The sequence below is a fragment of the uncultured Kordia sp. genome (assembly GCF_947489565.1).
GTDB lineage: Bacteria > Bacteroidota > Bacteroidia > Flavobacteriales > Flavobacteriaceae > Kordia.
On sequence record NZ_CANLEA010000083.1, the window covers coordinates 1 to 242 of the forward strand.

A 242-nucleotide genomic window follows, 5' to 3' on the forward strand; every position below is an offset into this window, starting at 1 on the left:
TTAGAACTGTGTGATGCGATTACTTTAGATGATCAAATCGAAGTATTTGATTTAACTTCATTAGCAGAAGACTTAGTCAACAATGTACCAGGCATTAGCTTGATATACTATGGAAGTGCAGCAGATTTAGCAAGTGATACACCAATACTTAACCCATCAGCCTATCCAAATGCGATGGTAGCAGTACAAACGATCTTTGTATTGGCTACCAATGATACTACAGGTTGTCAAAACACCATTAC

Annotated in this window: 1 protein-coding gene; it reads left to right on the forward strand. The window is 37.2% G+C overall.

Annotated features, from left to right (window positions below; genetic code table 11):
• Positions 1-242, forward strand: a 242-nt coding sequence (locus tag Q0845_RS27805; protein WP_298521233.1) for a hypothetical protein, incomplete at both ends; no start/stop codon positions are given.